Origin of the sequence: Neorhizobium sp. LMR1-1-1.1 (assembly GCF_040675795.1) — a bacterium.
GTDB classification, from domain to species: Bacteria; Pseudomonadota; Alphaproteobacteria; order Rhizobiales; family Rhizobiaceae; genus Neorhizobium; species Neorhizobium cellulosilyticum.
The window spans coordinates 1-13,338 of sequence record NZ_JBEGHE010000033.1; the positions used below are offsets into that span (position 1 = coordinate 1).

The 13,338-nt window shown below is 55.8% G+C and carries 20 protein-coding genes and 1 pseudogene; 6 read left to right on the forward strand and 15 right to left on the reverse strand.

Going from position 1 to position 13,338, the window contains the following annotated elements; genetic code table 11:
- Positions 1 to 11 precede the first annotated feature (11 nt).
- From MRBLMR1_RS19945 to MRBLMR1_RS19955, 3 genes are all read right to left on the reverse strand, one after another.
- A complete protein-coding gene (locus MRBLMR1_RS19945; protein ID WP_500065833.1) occupies positions 12 to 215 on the reverse strand; it encodes a hypothetical protein in 204 nt (67 codons plus the stop codon).
- A 193-nt stretch (positions 216 to 408) separates the two neighbouring features.
- Positions 409 to 576, reverse strand: a complete 168-nt coding sequence (locus tag MRBLMR1_RS19950; protein WP_500065835.1) for a hypothetical protein — start codon at positions 574 to 576, stop codon at positions 409 to 411.
- Positions 577 to 601: 25 nt separating this feature from the next.
- A complete protein-coding gene (locus tag MRBLMR1_RS19955) occupies positions 602 to 793 on the reverse strand; it encodes an XRE family transcriptional regulator (RefSeq protein WP_183688661.1) in 192 nt (63 codons plus the stop codon).
- 893 nt (positions 794 to 1,686) lie between these two features.
- On the opposite strand from MRBLMR1_RS19955, the gene MRBLMR1_RS19960 reads away from it, so the two are divergent.
- A complete protein-coding gene (locus MRBLMR1_RS19960; RefSeq protein ID WP_183688215.1) occupies positions 1,687 to 2,091 on the forward strand; it encodes an OsmC family protein in 405 nt (134 codons plus the stop codon).
- A gap of 540 nt (positions 2,092 to 2,631) precedes the next feature.
- On the opposite strand, the pseudogene MRBLMR1_RS19965 reads toward MRBLMR1_RS19960, so the two are convergent.
- A pseudogene (locus MRBLMR1_RS19965) lies at positions 2,632 to 2,948 on the reverse strand (aldehyde dehydrogenase (NADP(+))); the annotation flags it as partial.
- Positions 2,949 to 3,244: 296 nt separating this feature from the next.
- Here MRBLMR1_RS19965 and MRBLMR1_RS19970 point away from each other — a divergent pair.
- Positions 3,245 to 3,448, forward strand: coding sequence for a hypothetical protein (locus MRBLMR1_RS19970; protein ID WP_183688230.1), 204 nt, complete (start codon positions 3,245 to 3,247; stop codon positions 3,446 to 3,448).
- A 65-nt stretch (positions 3,449 to 3,513) separates the two neighbouring features.
- Here the strand turns inward: MRBLMR1_RS19970 and MRBLMR1_RS19975 are convergent, their stop codons facing one another.
- From MRBLMR1_RS19975 to MRBLMR1_RS20000, 6 genes are all read right to left on the reverse strand, one after another.
- On the reverse strand, positions 3,514 to 3,939 hold the full coding sequence (locus MRBLMR1_RS19975) for an Lrp/AsnC family transcriptional regulator (RefSeq protein WP_148148571.1): 426 nt from the start codon (positions 3,937 to 3,939) through the stop codon (positions 3,514 to 3,516).
- Positions 3,940 to 4,052: 113 nt separating this feature from the next.
- Positions 4,053 to 4,325 carry an HU family DNA-binding protein gene (locus tag MRBLMR1_RS19980; RefSeq protein WP_183688211.1) on the reverse strand — a complete coding sequence of 91 codons (273 nt, stop codon included), beginning with the start codon at positions 4,323 to 4,325 and terminating at the stop codon, positions 4,053 to 4,055.
- A gap of 51 nt (positions 4,326 to 4,376) precedes the next feature.
- Positions 4,377 to 4,562, reverse strand: coding sequence for a WGR domain-containing protein (locus tag MRBLMR1_RS19985; RefSeq protein ID WP_500065839.1), 186 nt, complete (start codon positions 4,560 to 4,562; stop codon positions 4,377 to 4,379).
- Positions 4,563 to 4,994: 432 nt separating this feature from the next.
- Positions 4,995 to 5,621, reverse strand: a complete 627-nt coding sequence (locus tag MRBLMR1_RS19990; RefSeq protein ID WP_500065841.1) for a LysE family translocator — start codon at positions 5,619 to 5,621, stop codon at positions 4,995 to 4,997.
- A gap of 73 nt (positions 5,622 to 5,694) precedes the next feature.
- Positions 5,695 to 6,507, reverse strand: a complete 813-nt coding sequence (locus MRBLMR1_RS19995) for an anti-sigma factor (RefSeq protein ID WP_183688209.1) — start codon at positions 6,505 to 6,507, stop codon at positions 5,695 to 5,697.
- Positions 6,504 to 7,046: a sigma-70 family RNA polymerase sigma factor gene (locus MRBLMR1_RS20000; protein WP_404946530.1), complete on the reverse strand. Its 543-nt coding sequence runs from the start codon at positions 7,044 to 7,046 to the stop codon at positions 6,504 to 6,506. The genes MRBLMR1_RS19995 and MRBLMR1_RS20000 overlap by 4 nt, the downstream gene beginning before the upstream one ends.
- 284 nt (positions 7,047 to 7,330) lie before the next feature.
- On the opposite strand from MRBLMR1_RS20000, the gene MRBLMR1_RS20005 reads away from it, so the two are divergent.
- The gene (locus tag MRBLMR1_RS20005) at positions 7,331 to 8,209 is read left to right on the forward strand and encodes a 3'-5' exonuclease (protein ID WP_500065877.1); all 879 of its coding nucleotides are present in this window, start codon (positions 7,331 to 7,333) and stop codon (positions 8,207 to 8,209) included.
- A gap of 624 nt (positions 8,210 to 8,833) precedes the next feature.
- Here the strand turns inward: MRBLMR1_RS20005 and MRBLMR1_RS20010 are convergent.
- The 4 genes from MRBLMR1_RS20010 to MRBLMR1_RS20025 form a co-directional block, all read right to left on the reverse strand.
- Positions 8,834 to 9,415 (reverse strand): hypothetical protein, encoded by a 582-nt coding sequence (locus tag MRBLMR1_RS20010; protein ID WP_183688205.1) that lies wholly within the window; start codon positions 9,413 to 9,415, stop codon positions 8,834 to 8,836.
- Positions 9,416 to 9,555: 140 nt separating this feature from the next.
- Positions 9,556 to 10,647, reverse strand: coding sequence for a DNA polymerase IV (dinB, locus tag MRBLMR1_RS20015; RefSeq protein WP_500065845.1), 1,092 nt, complete (start codon positions 10,645 to 10,647; stop codon positions 9,556 to 9,558).
- Between the two features lie 39 nt (positions 10,648 to 10,686).
- A complete protein-coding gene (locus MRBLMR1_RS20020; RefSeq protein WP_183688201.1) occupies positions 10,687 to 11,127 on the reverse strand; it encodes a hypothetical protein in 441 nt (146 codons plus the stop codon).
- Positions 11,128 to 11,487: 360 nt separating this feature from the next.
- Positions 11,488 to 12,027 carry an SDR family NAD(P)-dependent oxidoreductase gene (locus MRBLMR1_RS20025; RefSeq protein WP_500065847.1) on the reverse strand — a complete coding sequence of 180 codons (540 nt, stop codon included), beginning with the start codon at positions 12,025 to 12,027 and terminating at the stop codon, positions 11,488 to 11,490.
- 106 nt (positions 12,028 to 12,133) lie between these two features.
- Here MRBLMR1_RS20025 and MRBLMR1_RS20030 point away from each other — a divergent pair, with 106 nt between their 5' ends.
- The 3 genes from MRBLMR1_RS20030 to MRBLMR1_RS20040 are packed head-to-tail and all read left to right on the forward strand — an operon-like array spanning position 12,134 to position 13,079.
- A complete protein-coding gene (locus MRBLMR1_RS20030; protein ID WP_286194945.1) occupies positions 12,134 to 12,325 on the forward strand; it encodes a LysR family transcriptional regulator in 192 nt (63 codons plus the stop codon).
- Entirely contained in the window at positions 12,316 to 12,525 is a 210-nt protein-coding gene (locus MRBLMR1_RS20035) for a hypothetical protein (protein ID WP_500065849.1), read from the forward strand. Before MRBLMR1_RS20030 ends, MRBLMR1_RS20035 begins: the two co-directional genes overlap by 10 nt.
- 2 nt (positions 12,526 to 12,527) lie before the next feature.
- Entirely contained in the window at positions 12,528 to 13,079 is a 552-nt protein-coding gene (locus MRBLMR1_RS20040) for a LysR substrate-binding domain-containing protein (protein ID WP_500065851.1), read from the forward strand.
- Here the strand turns inward: MRBLMR1_RS20040 and MRBLMR1_RS20045 are convergent.
- Positions 12,983 to 13,294, reverse strand: a complete 312-nt coding sequence (locus MRBLMR1_RS20045) for a DUF982 domain-containing protein (protein WP_500065853.1) — start codon at positions 13,292 to 13,294, stop codon at positions 12,983 to 12,985. The genes MRBLMR1_RS20040 and MRBLMR1_RS20045 overlap by 97 nt on opposite strands.
- Positions 13,295 to 13,338: the final 44 nt, after the last annotated feature.

The window sequence follows — 13,338 nt, forward strand, 5'->3', positions numbered from 1 at the left end:
CGGAGCGGCAATCAGAAAATGACGAAGAACTTGTCAGCGGCAATCAGCGTGATAACTTGATCCCGACCGCGACCTAAGAATCTCATCCAGATTGTCGCCCGCGTCTCATCCTGATTGCCGCGCAATAAACTGCTTTCTTCGCTTGCGGGGAAGAAGGCGGCCGCGGCCACCTCTTCAGTCCTGCCCATATGTGCGAGAGGGATCGTGTTCGACACTGCATCCCGCACCCCTGCGAGCCGCTCGGATACAGTTTTTTCATAACGAGCTTACATCGCTATCGCTCAAACCTGATCTCCGCAAATGGCGTTACTGGCAGCAAGGACACCCTTGCCGGAAGAACAAGAGACCGGCGATGAGACCGGCCTCTCGAGCGTGCGGTGCCAGTACATCCATGGTCACCGAACATGATCAACCCAGTTTCGACCTCAGCATGTCGAGATGGTCGATATGCTCCTTGATCTGCCCGCGGGCCAGCTTCGTCACGCTAAGATGCTCCCGGTTCTGACCGACTTTCAGGTAATCCTCCTGGATCGCCAGCAACTTCTTGTGGCCGTCGAGCTGTGCGGAGATATGCACCTTGTACTACTGATCGCCAAACTGCTTAGCCGAGGGCATGCTCGATCCGTTCCACGTGATGCTTGGGCACCACGGCATTGTCCTCCTCAGCCGCAGCAATCTCCACAACCGTCAGCCCGGTCGCAATTGCGAGCTCTTCTAGGTTGTAACCCTTAGCGAGTCGGGCGGCACGACGGCTTGCTGCAGAACTGCTCAACGATTTCACAATCTGATGCATGTCTTGATCTCCTTGAATTTGCCAGGAAATGCAGGAGGGCCTAACGAGTTCCGTGCTACTGCGAAGCGTCGCGGCCACCCTCCAGCCTAAGCCGGCGAAGGCGCTCAGTTTTTTCCGCGCGCAAACGGCGTTCCTCTTCAGCCGCATCGGCCGCAACCTTGTTGGTGTGTTCAAAAATCGCCGTGCGTTCTTGCACGGTCAGTTTGTTCCTGAGCCGGCTTACCATGACAATCATCCTTGAGTGTTTCCTCATAGATGGGTGAAAGGGAGATTGCTCACAATAGGTCGGAGCTCGCCGTCTGCTATCGTACAGGCGCTGTTCGCGGCCTTGTCTCGTCAGTGCCCTGGAACCACATTGGGGGATCAAGGCGTCGTGTATACAGCAAAGTTAAATGATTTCACGCTGATCGATGGCCAGTTCCGCCCAAGAGCACACCAATGTCTCGCTCGGACTCTCGGAGAAGCGCGTCACCCTAGTTGGAGAGGCGCACCATCATCATTCTCAAGTCTCCGAGCTCATCGGACATTGAATACTTCGGCATACGTTCAAACATGCCCAGATAGTCCGGAACTCTCAGGGTCGAGCAAGGTTTTCACAGACGTTCATCATGGGGGAACATGTCCAAAAAGGAGTTTTATGATGTCTAATGCTACCGGAACCATCATCGATGGAGACTCTGACCTGTACAACGTTTGCTTTGAACATTGCCTGAATGAACAAGGTTGGCGGAGGATTGCTGAGAGTAACCAGCAAATATGCCCGGTTTCAAGCTACTGAAATTCAATATGACAGGGAGCTCGCGACAGCAGCATCAGTCAATCATGATCCGGCTTGACATGGTGCGCTTACGCCAGGAGCCTGCGATGAACCCCATACGGACGGAGTGAAGGAAATGGCTCAGTCGATTGTGGAGTTGCGTAATGTGGTGGGTACGGAAGCAGCAGTCGGCTGGGCTGGTGGCCATACCATCGTGGTCGATAGGCCGGAAGGCAAGGCCGGTGGATTGGGCCTCGGCTTCAACGGCGGGCAACTGCTCGCTCTGGCAGTAGGAGGTTGCTATTGCAATGACCTCCGATATGTGGCGCATGATCTAGGTGTCGAGATCGGAGAAATAGCAGTGACGGTCCACCTGGAACTGGACGGTGAGCCTCTTGTCGCCACCAACGCCGTCCTCTCCGTAAGATGCACGACACTGGATGGCTCCGATCCTAAGACCCTAATTGATCATGCATGGTCGATCTGCACGGTAGCAAATTCTCTCCATCGTGGCGTCCCGACCACGCTCAAGGTCGCCTGATAGCTCGCTGGCTCGAGGGCGCTGACCCTCGCCCGGCGTCGATGGACGGCTGCCAATCGATCACAGGAAGCGAGCGAAGCCGTCGTCCCCTAGTAGAGAAGATCGCATTGCCCAGCGCGCCCGCCGCCGCCGGCATCCCTGCCTCCCCGACACCACCAGGCTCCTCATCTTTCGACTTGGTACACCTCGATCTGCGGAACTTCATTTAAGATGGATGAGCTCAGTCCATATTTTGCCTCGGCGATCGTTCTACGCAGCGAAGCCCCCAAGCGCATTGAGCGTGAGCTCATAAGAAAGGACTGAATTCGCAAAAATGCCAGCGCCTTCACGAATGACGCCGTTTGCGAGCTCGGTTAGCCTCTCCGTAGAGGTAGCATCTGACGTAAACGCTTAGCGCGCCTTCTGCGAGAAGATTGCCGCACCAAGGAACAGCGCTCTTGAAAGCTTTGGCTAGTCCAGCAGCGTCGGCGATGCTCCCTGTACTCTACGGCATCCTCTCGCGCGGATTGCCGTAGAGCACTCGACCTCAGCGGCTACCTGCGCAGGGGGCATTATGTCGGTTGGGAAGTTCTGGTACGAAACAGCGGTAAGAACCGATAAATGGCCAGCGTGCCAACTGACGTAGACCGGCCGTCAGACGTTGCTGGGAAAGGGCCGCCGTGCGCCATCGCCGGGGAGACCTCGATGCCAGTGCCGAAGCCATTTACGAGAATGCGCCCGGCCAGCATTTCAAGACGTGGCAATAGGCGGCGCACCTCAACTTGGTCGTCGCCATCCAGTTGAAGTGCAATGTTAAGTTGCTCTTCTAACGCATCAAGAATTGCATCTAACTCGCTGAAATCTTTGCAACAGACTACTTGCGGGGATTACCCAGCGTTCAGTACAAGAAGAAATCGGGCATCGAGCCCGCTTTCTTCTTCCGGCAGCGATACGGAGAGGTGGGGTCTGCTCAGAATGACGAATGGCGCCGTGGGGAAGTACCGGCTTCAAGAACTTCGCGGCCCCCTCCAATTTTCAGGAGCCACCCTGAAGGAGGCCGCCAGAAAATCGGTTCCTCCGCTTGCCGCCTGCGGCGGTCGCTGAAGCGATTCTTGACCCCGCCATTTCCTCACGCCCCGCGGCGTCATCTTTCTCAAACGTCAAGGAGATGACGATGCTGCTGGAACAACTCATCGAAGAACTGCGCGCCGAGTTGCGAACGCGGTCTACAAAGATGAACGCGAATGGATTCTCAAAGAGCTTGCTGACGCTGAGCGCCAGCTTGCTGAGAAAGAGGCTGCACGCGATGCCATGGTTTCCGCAGAGCCGCCCGTATTGGCCAGCTCCCGCTTTGCCTCAACGCGGGGCAGCTATCTAAGAATACCGTACCCTGCCGCAAAACCCGGGGAAACAAGTGTCGTTTTAATCGGGACTATTGCGAATTCAACCCTTCTTTATGAGCTCACGCCCGATACGCTTGGGGGCTTCGCTGCGTAGAACGATCGCCGTGGTAACCGAACCATAGCGGGCAACGGCATCGACGATGCTTTCCAGCTCGGCTGGTGAGGGCACGATCACTTTGAGATGGAAACAGTCTTCTCCAGTCAGTCTGAGAACCTCAATGACCTGCGGCATCTGCGAAAACTGCTTCAGGCCCGTTTTGATGTATTCATGCGTTGTGCGCAGGCGGATGATCGCCATCGTTCCAAGCCCTATGGAGGCCGGATCGATGACAGCCCTGTAGCCGGTGATGATACCCCTTTCCTCAAGCCGCTTCAGACGTTCTGACGTTGCCGGCTGAGAGAGACCGACCCTTCTTCCAAGTTCGGAGACGCTGATACGTCCGTCGTCCTGCAGGATTTCGATCATGTTCGTCGCAAACGTTAGGATTTGCGACTTAAGTCGAAATCGTGATCAGCTATAAGCGTGGCGGCAGAAGCCGCCAATATTGGGCTTAGGGGCACTCGTTTCCTAGCGTCGGCTCACTTGTTGAGCGTGTCCTTCAGCGCCTTTGCAGGCTGGAAGGCAAGTTTCCGCGCAGCCGGAACCTTGATGGTCGCTCCCGTTCCCGGATTGCGGGCCTCGCGCTCCGGCGTGTCCTTGATTTTAAACTTGCTGAACCCTGGTATCGAGGTTTCCCCGCCCAAAGTAGCAGCCGCCGTAATGGACGCGAAGACGGTCTCGACAATCGTCTTCGCCTGCGCTTTGGTCCTGTTTGGAAGCGATCTTGCCGGCGTTTCATTGGTCGTGGTCATGATGGTTTCCTTGTTAATGACGGGAAACCCTTTGAGCCGACCCGGCGATTGTCATGTGCCGATGCTCTGCGAAGCGATGCCCCTGACGGTGTTTCCACGCCTTCTCACCGCGCGATAACCTCGTTTGCTCTTCTGAAGCACCAGTTCGAGAAAACGGGATATAGCTTCCTTCTCCGTGCCAAACATTTCTGTCATCTCTTCACCTGCCTTACCGATCCGTCCGCATGTCCGTACCAACGCGGTTTCTCCGAACAGGGTTTGCTGGATCGCAATATGGCGCGGTGCGGTAGCAGTATGTGGCTCTGGTGCTTTCGTGATCGCCTTCGAGGACCGTCAAAATCCTCGCCCGATAGCTGCCGTCCACCATCGGAGCGTCGACAATCGGCATTCGCGCGAAGCTCACGCCGACGATATACGATCGCGCTTGTTCCCTTCCGAAGAGTAGACGTTCAAGGCTCGACAGTCAGATGACCGATAAGCTTTGAGTGCCGTCTCTCTATTCATCCAACAGGTCAATAAGCCCCACGACGCTCGGTCATCTAATTCGGATATGGAAGGCCGCGCGGAGACGAGGCGCGGCCTTCCACACACAGCGCCTGGGGCAAAGCAAATCCCCCAGACGCTGTCTGCCGCCCCCCTGGAGGTGAGGAACTGGCGAACAGATCATCGTCACGCAATAATTTGCGAGAGCCCCTCAAGGCTTTTTGCAAGCATGGAGAGCCCCAGTATGATAAGCAGAATGCCAGCTCCACGGTTTGCCAATGAAAGTACCTCGTTGTTTAGTCGCTGTCTCAACATCGACACCGCAAGCGCGAGCAATGACCACCACGCTAGTGAGCCGACAAACACCCCGATCGGCAAAAGCCCACCTGGAACTGCGATCTGGCTGGCAAACGCGGTGAGGCTGGCTGCACATAGTACGGGAGTTACCGGATTGAGAAATCCAAAGCAGATCGCGCCACAATAGGTGCGTCCGAAGCTGGACGGCGTCCTACCCTGCGTGACGAAAACGAGGTCCCGGCGCCAGAGCCGAGAGGCAAAATACAAAAGGAGCAATCCTGCCCCAAAGCTTAGGAGGCTGTCGGCTCCAGGCTGGCTCATCAGTGCCAGGCCTCCCAGCAGTGCAATGCTGCTATATGCGAAATGTACCGTCGCGACACCGACCCCCGCCGCGATCCCGGTACGTATCCCCTCACAAAGGGTCCGTTCGACACACATCATACTTGTAGGCCCAAACGGTATTGCGATTGAAAGCCCAGCACCCGCACCTGCTATAAGGCATGCCATCCCACTCATGGTTTCCCCCAACCTTGCACGGTGGAGTAAACCGGAGCTTGCGGGACTTTATTCGCACCGGTCAGAAATTTTCTTAAGACTTGCCAGCAAGCCGCTTTCGATAGAGTTCGGCGAAGGTTGTCAATTCACCGGGATTGAGATCTGAGGCGGCCCAATAGGTCAGGTCGCCTTCTGTCCAGTTTACCACATTGGTTCCGTTGAAAACGTCCTGGGCGGACATTGCCCGTCTGGTGGAATCTGTGACCGTCACGCTGATCGTGTGCTGCCGGCGCCTGTAAACCATGACCGGAACCGGTGTGCGGCCGATAATATCAATGCGCCCACCGACAAGTGGAAAGCCCTCGACAGAAAAATCCGGTGCGGTCGGCGCAATGGTTGTCTTTCCATTGAACCAAGGTTTGACGACATGGCCTTCCGATGAGGCGATGTCGAAGGGTTGGGGAGCGATCAATCCCCTCAGGTGTGCGGCGAGAATTTCGTTCTCGATTGTGGATCTAGCCATTGTGTCGCCTGTGACGCGAGCCAAATAATTTCCACCGAGACCACCTCCAACAAGCCCAATCAGCAGCGAGGCTGCGATCGCCCAGCGTGCGTTGGGTGTGTCTACCTGCTTCAATCCCGGCTCTTCGGCAGAATTTTCCTGCGCATTACCAACAGTCAGTTCCGGAGACATGGAAGCTAGGATTGTGCCGCGCAGCCGCTCTGGCGCGGGTTCCCCTGGAAGGACATCGACAAGTGCCGATGATAGGCCAGAAAGTTTGCGTGCGATCTCGGCAAGCTCCGGTTCCCGCTCCAGCCGTTGCTGCATTGAAAGCGTCTCGCCGGGCGACAGTTCGCCGTCATGGAAGGCATTGAGCAGCAGGAGCGTCTCGTTGTCGATCGTCATTGCTCCGTCTCCTTCATACGCGACAGAAGCGACTGCCTTGCCTTGGCAAGACGCGACATGACCGTGCCGATAGGTATGTCGCTGATGACGGCAATCTCCCGATAACTTAGTCCATGAAACTCACGCAAGACCAGCGTCTCTCTGAGATGGAGAGGCAAAGTTTCTACGGCTTTTTGTAATTCCGCCGATCGCTGCTTGGCAAGAAGCAGGTCTTCTGGGGTTGGAACGGCGCTGTTCATCAAACCGCCAGTTTCGATTTCCTGCAGGGCGACTGGTGAAAGATCCTCAAGGAATACGAGCTTTCCCGGACGGTGACGTTGCAGCCAGGAATAGGCAACGTTACGAACAATTGTCAGAAACCAGGCCCTCGCGTTACCTTCGGCGAAGCCCTCAATCGCTCGGTACGCCCTGATGCAGGCCTCTTGCATCACATCTTCCGCATCGGTCGCACTGCCTGTCAGCCATCGTGCGAGGCGATAACCCTCGTCAATTCTCGGCAATACGATCTGGGCAAAACGCGCCTTAGCCAAGGTCGTCATCGGTTTGCGGAATCAATGAAAGAACGCATTGCATTGGCCTTTCGGTCAAATAGCGGCACCTGACAAACGGAAATGGCGCTGAAATTTTCACTGGAGTCAATGCGAATGTGGCGGCGTGGTTCTTCGGTCTTGATGACTGTAGCGCGTCCGCATGATAGCAGTTCGCGCATCAGGCATTAGGAAGATTAGGTTTGCCTACCCAGTTTGATATGTTTTCCGACGATCTTCGTGGTGAAACCGAAGCTTCACTGCGCCAGCGAGGCAAACTGCCGGCTGGCCGACAGATGACGGAGGCCGACATGGTCGCGCATCTTTCAGCGTCCGGACGCTATCGCATTTTGGAAAAGCTCGTGCCGCGCGTGACGACGGACAATATCCGGCCTGGTTTTCCTCTCAAAGGTATCATTCTCGACACCGAGACAACAGGCCTCAGTTACCGAAGCGAGGAAATCATAGAGATCGGTCTGATCGCCTTTACCTTCGACGAGCGGGGAGGAATAGGTGACGTGACTGGGGTGTATGGCGGCTTGCAGCAACCCGCGAAACCAATCCCTACCGAAATCACTAGGCTGACCGGTATTACGGACGAGATGGTTTCAGGTCAGATGATCGACATGCGGGCTGTGCGCGCGCTGGTCGCGCCGGCCGATCTCATCATCGCTCACAATGCCGGTTTCGACCGGCCGTTCTGTGAGGCTTTTTCGTCGGCATTTTCCTGCAAGGCTTGGGCATGTTCGAACTCGGAGATCGACTGGTCGGCGCGGGGCTTCGAGGGCACCAAGCTTGGTTATCTGATTGGCCAGGCTGGTTATTTCCACGACGGCCACAGGGCAGTCGACGATTGTTTCGCCCTGCTTGAAGTCCTTGATCGGAGGATCGATGGCAATGCTGGCAGTCCATTCGCGGAGCTATATCTTAACAGTCAGAAATCCCGTGTCCGCATCTTTGCCGAAAACAGCCCATTCGATCTCAAGGATCACCTCAAAGCTCGCGGTTATCGGTGGTCGGACGGTAGCGAAGGAAGTCCGAAATCCTGGTGGATTGAGGTGGATCACACCGATCTTGACGGCGAGCTCCACTACCTGAGGACCGAAATCTACCGCTATCCGGAAGCGGATCCGCCGATCAGGTTCCTGACAGCCTTTGACCGTTTTCGTGCGTGACGGCTCAAAATTAGGCAGCCGACTTTAGAGATATGCGGTTTTCTCATGGCTGGACTGCGGTAAGGTGACTAACCCGTCGTTTTGGATGCTGTATAAGTAATCCCAACGAAGCGACGTACCTCCTCCCACAGAGCTTCGTGTTTCAGGTAACCCGCTCCCTTCTTCGAGGTTGCCAGAGTGAACAGTGGCACTCCTCCTCACAGTCGCTGTTCGATTATTTTCGAAAAGCCTGCCGCTCCTCCTCCCGCGGCGGGCTTTTTCGTATTCGTTTACGTCCTGTCACCTGGATTGTCGCGCCGTTCTTTCTATTGATCCGCCATCCATCCTGACGCGGTGGTATTGCCCGGTGCTTCATCAAACACCCACCCCCTACGAGCTTTTTCAGCGCGATGAGATTGGGGCCTGGATTTGGACCCGGTGCCTGCCTTCTGAAAAGATCGAGCGCCTATCATGCCGGCATTAGGGACAAAGTCGGGGGACTTAGGACGCAATTGCTTTTTCGTCACATCGCTGTTTTGCCAAAATTGGTGACGCCGAGTGGCGTCTACCTTCGTGTGAGAGTGCCAGACACGGTCATCCCAGATGCCGACGCTGCGTAATTGATTGAATTACTGGAGTTTTTGGTTATGATAACCGATGCAGTCTTGCCATCGGCTGGCTGGGCATAATCGAACGTAACGCGATTGCCAGAGGCGCGTCCGTTTCTAATCTGATAGTCCCTGTTCCATTGTGAGCATGAGAGCCGCCGCTGACCGCACTGCCGTTAACGTTCAATGTCAATGTCATCCCGGCTTTCATGAAGAACATGCCGACTTGCCCTTCCCAAGTGCCGTTGAAGAAGTGCGACCCTGCCTCTTCACTTGAGCTAGTGCCGTCCCCCTCATCGTATGAGGTGCACTTTCTGACTTTTATGTCGCTTTTCTTTATAGGGGATGTGCCCGACAAGCTCTCATTCTCGACGCCGCTGCTGCGGATGATGGAAGTGTAGGGCGTGGAATTGACGTAAAATTCAACTTTCGAGCAGGCGCCGGCTGAACTGGTGGCTTTGAGCTCGGCACTATAGCTTGGCTTCGACCCACCTGATTTCAGAATTTCTATTCGGCCGACGCAGCCACCGGTCGGCTTTTCAAACTTGCATTGAGCTTGCGCATTCATGGCCGTCATTAAGACGAAAGTGATGCCCAAGCCCGCGGTGATAGTCTTCATCTTCTTCTCTTTCGGTACTGGGAGCCGGCTGTCGGGCTATGTCGAATTAGGGATGCATTCTGATCTCTAGTCGTTCATCCCCCATTCGGGTGATGTCGAGGGTCTCGCAGCTGTTCATCCAACGCTAGTTAAGCATTCCTCTACATGCTGAAATCCAGTTCCGGCTGATCCTCACTGTCGCCATCGTCTTGGGCGCCCGTGAGCGATGAAAGGGTCACCCCGAGTAATCGCACCGATCGCCTGAACGGATAGACCGTCTTGAGCAGCTCCGAAGCTGCATCGAGAAGATCTTGGCCGGTTGAAAAGGGCAGGGCACCGGTTCGGCTTCTGGTGGCCTGGGTAAAATCCGAGTATTTTATCTTCACCGTTACCGTTTTGCCGGAGATGCGTTTGGCCTCGCAGTAGGTCCAGACTTTGTCTGCAAGCGGCTTCAATTCGCCGGTCGCACGGTCGATATCGTCGATATCTCGACTAAACGTGTCCTCGGCGCCGACCGACTTGCGCATCCGATCCGGCTGTACCCGGCGATCATCGATGCCACGAGCGATGCCATAGAAATAGGGGCCCGACTTGCCAAACTGCTGAGTGAGGAACTGCAACGACTGAGCCTTCAAGTCCGCGCCAGTTTCGATGCCAAGCTTATGCATTTTTTGTGCTGTAGCCGGTCCGACGCCGTGGAATTTCTCGACGGCAAGCCCCTCGACAAAGGCGGGACCATTCTTGGGCGTGATGACAGCCTGGCCGTTTGGCTTGTTGAGGTCAGACGCCATCTTGGCCAGAAACTTGTTGTAGGAAATGCCGGCGGACGCGTTGAGCCCGGTCATTGCTTTGATCTTGGCTCGTATCTCCAGCGCGATCTCGGTTGCAATCGGCATCTGTTTCAGATTTTCGGTCACGTCGAGATAGGCTTCGTCAAGCGACAGCGGCTCGATTAGCGGGGTGTATTCGGCGAAAATTTCCCGGATCTGCTGCGAGACAGCACGATAAACCTCGAAGCGAGGCTTTACGAAAATCAGCTCAGGGCATTTGCGTGCGGCGGTAACCGAGGGCATTGCCGAGTAAACACCGAATTTCCGTGCTTCGTAACTGGCAGCCGCAACGACGCCTCGTGCGGCAGCACCGCCCACCGCCAGCGGCTTACCGCGAAGGTCCGGGTCGTCTCGCTGTTCCACCGACGCATAGAAGGCGTCCATGTCGACGTGGATAATCTTCCGGATGGCGGGGGAGGTCATAGGGCACACCGATCCCTCAGCAGCTGGTGAGCACTGGCATCACGCTCGACGCTCGTGGTGATCGTCATGCTCGTCTTCTTCGATCGGTCGGCATTCGCCGCCCGGTCCCCAGACGGTGTCCCAGTAATCGGCCTCGGCGTCCGCAAGCTCCTGATCAAACTTCGGATAAGGACGGGTTTCATCGGGCAGTTCCACCCAGGCGGTATCGTAGGCAAGCGATGTCCCGACCTGCAATTGAACTGCTTTAGTTTCCGGCCGGTCACATGTCTCATAAAGGTACTTACCGAATTTCAGGAGCAGATCAGCGGCGCCCGGCGAAAAGTAGTAGACCAGCGGCTCCTCTCGGCTCCGGTAGAATGCGGCGACATCCCAGTCGAAGCTTTCCAGATGCGGCAGAAACAGCTCCAGATAGTGATGCTGGACAGCCAGATGGAAATCACGTTCCGACATCGACGATTTTACAGGGTCGAGTTGAGCCATCTCATGTCCGTATCCTCCCAATATCGAAGAGAACAAAGTAAGAACAATTGCCAAAAGAGTCAAATAATTGGAAGGCCTCCTCAGGACAGTTTCGGTCACTATAGCATTGGTTGCTCGAGGGGCTCACCGTCTTTCGCAGCGATCGACGAAGCACAGGCTCGCGCGATGGGATGATCTGGGAGTGCGCCCGCAGTCGCGGGGTAAGCGTTTATGCCTCATCCCAGGGGCTTTTCGTCAAGACCTCGACGTCCTCTTGGGTCAGGAGAAGCATCGGCATGGGTTTCTCGTGGATTGGTTGGCGGGATGAAGCGCTTGCCATTGAACTCAGGCAGCTGAACCGGTCACGGCTTCGGCGATGTTTTACTGATAGAAGGTAACCGCTGTTCTGATCCCACGTTGTCCTCGCCGCCCTGATCTGTGATCGCCTATCCAGGGACGATCAACGGGAGTTTCTCCATTGAGAGTACATGGGTGGTTCTCACGACCAGGAATCCTGGCGTGAGGTTCACCGGCACTGGCCGGACGAGTTAAAGGCGCGGATCGTTTCGGAAGCCTTCGGCCCGGCGCGATGGTTGGCCATTCAGGCCCAGTTGCTTTCGGATCCTCTGATGATGTTGACGAAGCCAGCGTATCCACGCTGCCGAACCGCTCCTTTGCCAGAGCAATGGTTCGCACGGCGGTCTCCTCCATCGAAACATCGCCCTCCAGCGTGGCGATCTCGCTTCCAGCCAGATCATGCACCGAGGGGTTCTTGTCGGTAGCGACGACACTTAAGCCGCGCTGCCGCAGTAGCTTTACGGTCTCGCGCCCGATACCACGGGCTGCGCCGGTTACGATGGCGACCTTGCCACAAAGGCTCCAGCTCTGTGGAATTTCGTTTCGTTCGGATGTGTTCGGCATGTCAGGCTCCTTATGGAAGGCAATCGTACCGGACCTCAACAAACTTCAGAATATCATCCAAACTAACAAAACTTGTTAACCCAGCCACATAATGGTAACCAGAGCCATGACCGCTCATCTTGCCAGCCACGAATTGCACCAACTGCGGGCCTTCCTGGTGGTGGCGAAACATTTGAGTTTCAGCAGGGCCGCGGAAGTGCTTGGCATTACGCCATCGTCTCTGAGCCAGACAGTCCGCAATTTCGAGGAAACAGTGGGCTCCCAGTTTTGCACAGGACTACGCGCAGCGTGTCCCTGACCGAAGCGGGCACCATCCTTTTCGAACGCGCCAGTCCTGCCGCGCTCGAACTGAAAGCGGCGGTCGAGCAGGCCCGCAGGGCGAGCCTATCAATCGCAGGCACCGTTCGCGTTCACGCAATCCGTTCAGCCTCCCGCAAATACATCGAGCCTATCCTGGCGCGTTCAGCGAGCGTTACCCGGATGTCGTTGTCGATCTGACGGTGGACGACACGGCGACTGACCTGGTGGCGGGAGGCTACGATGTGGCTTTGCGCGTCGGGGAAGTGATCGAAAGGAACATGATCGCTGTCCGAATCGGGCCCGAGCTAAGGCAGGTGGCCGTAGCTACACCGGAATATGTTGAGACCCACGGGCAACCGGAGCATCGCCGCGATCTTCTCCAACACCCATGCATACGCTGGCGCTGGCCAGGTCGTTCAACACCCTATGCCTGGGAGTTCTTCGAAAACGGCACATGGTTCGACGTCGTTGTCGATGGCCCTCTTATCGTACACAGCAGGGAAGCCGCGCTCGGCGCGGTTTTGAACAGCATCGGTATCGGTTTCGTCATCGAGGACACGGTCACAGAACTGTTTCACCAGAAGCAGCTTTTAAGTCAGGGATCTGCATATCGACACTATGAAGGTGAAAAGCCGGAATTTTCAGTGATCCGATTTCACCGGTTCATCGGTGCGCGGCTCGTCTCAGTTTCAAGTTTGGTAAGCTGGCCGGCTTCCAATTCGACCGAAATGCCTGCCTCTACGGCAGCCTGAACAAATGCTTGTCGTACTATTTCAGTTCCCAATTGACCTTGCAGGCAGTCGAAGCAAGCCTTTACTGCTTCATAAAATCGATCGCCTTCATCGCCTGGCCAATCGGTAAGCAGCTCCTCGGCCGCTTCTTCGACGGAACTGATGATGATGTCATCGATTCCCGTCTTGAGTTTCAACCTGACGGGTGGGAAGTCGTGCGGCATGTTTTGTTTCAAGACGCAATCTTTCTGTTCATCTTGCCTTACGATCAAGGAGCAAT